We start from the raw sequence: 2,763 nt of genomic DNA, 5'->3' as shown, positions 1-2,763 counted from the left end.
GCATGAAGACCGACCAGGTCAAACGGCTGAAGGCGCTGGAGGTTGAGAACGCGCGGCTCCGTCGGGCGGTGTCGGACCTGACGCAGCTTGGCGATGATCTCTTCGGGCTTGTGACGCTTCCTGGCCATGTTCGGCTCCATCCATTCTGGTCCTCAGACCAACATAAGGGATGGACCACTTCAAAGAGCGCAGACCATGGCTACCACCGCAATGCCCCGTGTGGAATGACGAAGCACAAATGGCTGCCCGCCAGCCTCACGTTCCTGCAAACGAACGTGGAGCGGGAAGGCGGCCCCGCCCATCAGGCTGGCCGGTGGCGCGCAATGGTCGGATTTGCCCCGATGCAGCCATGTCGCCGCCGCTCCACGGTTTTGCCCAAGGGCGGGTGCCCTGTTGAAGTTCGACAAGAATGCGGTCGGTGATGCGGCTATGGGGTCTTGCTTGGTGGTCTGTTTCGTCATGGTGGTTACTCGCGTCCAATCCGCGCAGCGGGTCATGCCGCGCATGACCCCTGCCGACCCGGCGAGGGGCGGAGAGAGTGGGGGCAAGGTCCGGTGCCGGGGGTGGTGCGGGCGCAGCGAAGCGAGCCACGGCCCCAAAGCGGCACCTTGCTGGGAGAGAGAGGCAGCGCCTCTTTCTTCCGCGAAACAGGGGAAGGGTGCGCCGCTGGCGGCGCTCGGCTCCAAGTTGAGAGTATTTTCCTGATCGGTAATATGGCGGATAAACTTGCCGCAAACCCTCTCAATTTTACCGCTCGGCAAAACAAGGCTTGCAAATTGCCGATCTTCGCTGCAATGTCCCGCTCGGTAACATGGACAGCACCTCACTTGGACATATCGTGCGCCGCGAACGCAAGGCGCAAAAGCTGAAGCAGGCAGAGCTTGCGGCAGTGAGCGGCGTTGGCATTCGCTTCATCGTCGATCTCGAAGCGGGGAAGCCAACGCTCCAGCTCGAAAAGGTGCTGCACGTCATCAAAACGCTTGGCTGCGACATTGTTATTGTCCCGCCAGCGGGTGGCACATGAGCAACCGGCTGACAGTCTGGTGGGATGGGCGCGTCACCGGCTGCCTCTATCTTGGCACTGATGGTGACACGCAATTCGCCTATGACGCGGCATGGCTGGCCGATGCCGCTGCTCCGGCCTTGTCCTTCTCCCTGCCCAAGCAGGCAGAGCCGTTCAATCGGCGCGCCTGCCAGCCCTTTTTCGGCGGCATGTTGCCGGAGGAAGGGCAGCGTACCGCCATCGCCCGCGCGCTCGGCGTATCCGCCGACAATGAATTTCGGCTGCTCGAATATCTTGGCGGAGAAGTCGCGGGCGCGCTGACGCTGCTGCCGGAAGGCGAAACGCCAGCACCGCCCAGCGCCGCTGCCCCCAAGCTACTGGACGATGATGGCCTCGGCAAACTGCTCGACCATCTGCCAATCCGACCGATGTTGGCGGGTGAAGACGGGTTGCGGCTTTCGCTGGCGGGGGCGCAATCGAAGTTGCCGGTGCTGGTGATTGATGGCCAGATAGCCTTGCCCGCGCCGGGACAGCCCACCAGCCATATCCTCAAGCCGCCTATCGCGCGTTTTGCGGGCACCACGGAAAACGAATATTTCTGCATGTCGCTGGCGCGCGCGGTCGGACTGGATGTTGCGCCGGTTGAAATGCGAACGGTTGCTGGACGGTCGTTCCTGCTTATCACGCGCTATGATCGCGCGACCGGACCAGCGGGAGAGGTGATCCGCTTGCACCAAGAGGATTTCGCGCAAGCCCTCGGCGTCCCCTCGCACCGCAAATATGCCAGCGAGGGTGGGCCGACATTCCCGGACTGCTTCGCCGTGCTGCGTCGTGCCGCCACCCGTCCGCCGCGCGAAATTCTGAAACTGCTGGATGCGGCGATCTTCAACCTGATTATCGGCAATGCCGACGCCCATGCCAAGAATTTCAGCCTCTTGCACAATGGCGGCACGATCACGCTCGCGCCCCTCTATGATCTGCTCTCGACAGTTCTTTACCCTGAACTGTCGCCCAAGCTGGCGATGAAGATTGGTGGGAAGGCTGTTCTTGACGACATAGAGGTCCGCCATTGGGAGCGGTTTGCAGCCGACGCGCAACTCGGCGCGCCATTCGTGCGGACGCAGGTAGGACAATTGTGCGATGCGGTCATCGCAGCGATCGACGGTGAATGGGACGAATCTGCGGATTTTTCGTTGGTCATGGACATCGTTCGCGAGCGAGCCGTGAAGCTATCCCAGAAACTACGACCAAAGGAAACGGCTCGCGCATAGTCAATTACGCCGGGGGTGGAGCGCCGCTGGGGGTGCGAACTTGCCGCAGGGCGCGGTTGCAGAAGTGGCGTGTGGCCTTGTCCCGCGCCTCGGCATCGGTCAGCACGATGTTGCGCATTTCGGTGTCGCGCTGGAACATGCGGACCGCCCCCTGAAAGAAGGCTTGCGCGAAGGCGGTACAAACGACATCCGGCGGGTGGTTGCGCAGCATTTCTGTAAGGTCATCGCCAAGGATATCCTCGCTCACCGGTCGTGTCCCTGATGGTGGTGTAGCTCCTAGGCGGTAGCTTCGCCGCTCGCGACGCGCGCCTCTCACAAGGCGCCGTAGCGAGCGAGCGGCGAAGCGGTGGTCATCCGCGGTCTTCGGTAGGGTCGGGTTGCTGACTCAACTCTGACCAAGGAACCGAAGATGACCGACGAGATGATGGCCCTGCGCGGACTGGTGGAAAAGAGCCCGGACGCCGATTTGCTGCGCGAGATGATCGGCTT

At 62.1% G+C, this 2,763-nt stretch carries 4 protein-coding genes; 2 read left to right on the top strand and 2 right to left on the bottom strand.

The window, feature by feature from the left end; translation table 11 throughout:
* Nucleotides 1–255: 255 nt before the first annotated feature.
* Nucleotides 256–591, bottom strand: coding sequence for an ArdC-like ssDNA-binding domain-containing protein (locus ACKODO_RS03305; RefSeq protein WP_408982024.1), 336 nt, complete (start codon nucleotides 589–591; stop codon nucleotides 256–258).
* 220 nt (nucleotides 592–811) lie between these two features.
* Between ACKODO_RS03305 and ACKODO_RS03300 the strand changes: the two genes are divergently transcribed.
* The gene (locus tag ACKODO_RS03300; protein ID WP_408982025.1) at nucleotides 812–1,024 is read left to right on the top strand and encodes a type II toxin-antitoxin system Y4mF family antitoxin; all 213 of its coding nucleotides are present in this window, start codon (nucleotides 812–814) and stop codon (nucleotides 1,022–1,024) included.
* On the top strand, nucleotides 1,021–2,274 hold the full coding sequence (locus ACKODO_RS03295) for a type II toxin-antitoxin system HipA family toxin (protein WP_408982023.1): 1,254 nt from the start codon (nucleotides 1,021–1,023) through the stop codon (nucleotides 2,272–2,274). Before ACKODO_RS03300 ends, ACKODO_RS03295 begins: the two co-directional genes overlap by 4 nt.
* Nucleotides 2,275–2,278: 4 nt before the next feature.
* Here the strand turns inward: ACKODO_RS03295 and ACKODO_RS03290 are convergent, their stop codons facing one another.
* Entirely contained in the window at nucleotides 2,279–2,521 is a 243-nt protein-coding gene (locus ACKODO_RS03290; RefSeq protein ID WP_408982022.1) for a hypothetical protein, read from the bottom strand.
* Between the last annotated feature and the right edge of the window lie 242 nt (nucleotides 2,522–2,763).

It is taken from the genome of Rhabdaerophilum sp. (genome assembly GCF_046092605.1).
Taxonomy (GTDB): Bacteria; Pseudomonadota; Alphaproteobacteria; order Rhizobiales; family Beijerinckiaceae; genus Rhabdaerophilum.
This window is presented reverse-complemented; position numbering and strand designations above follow the sequence as displayed.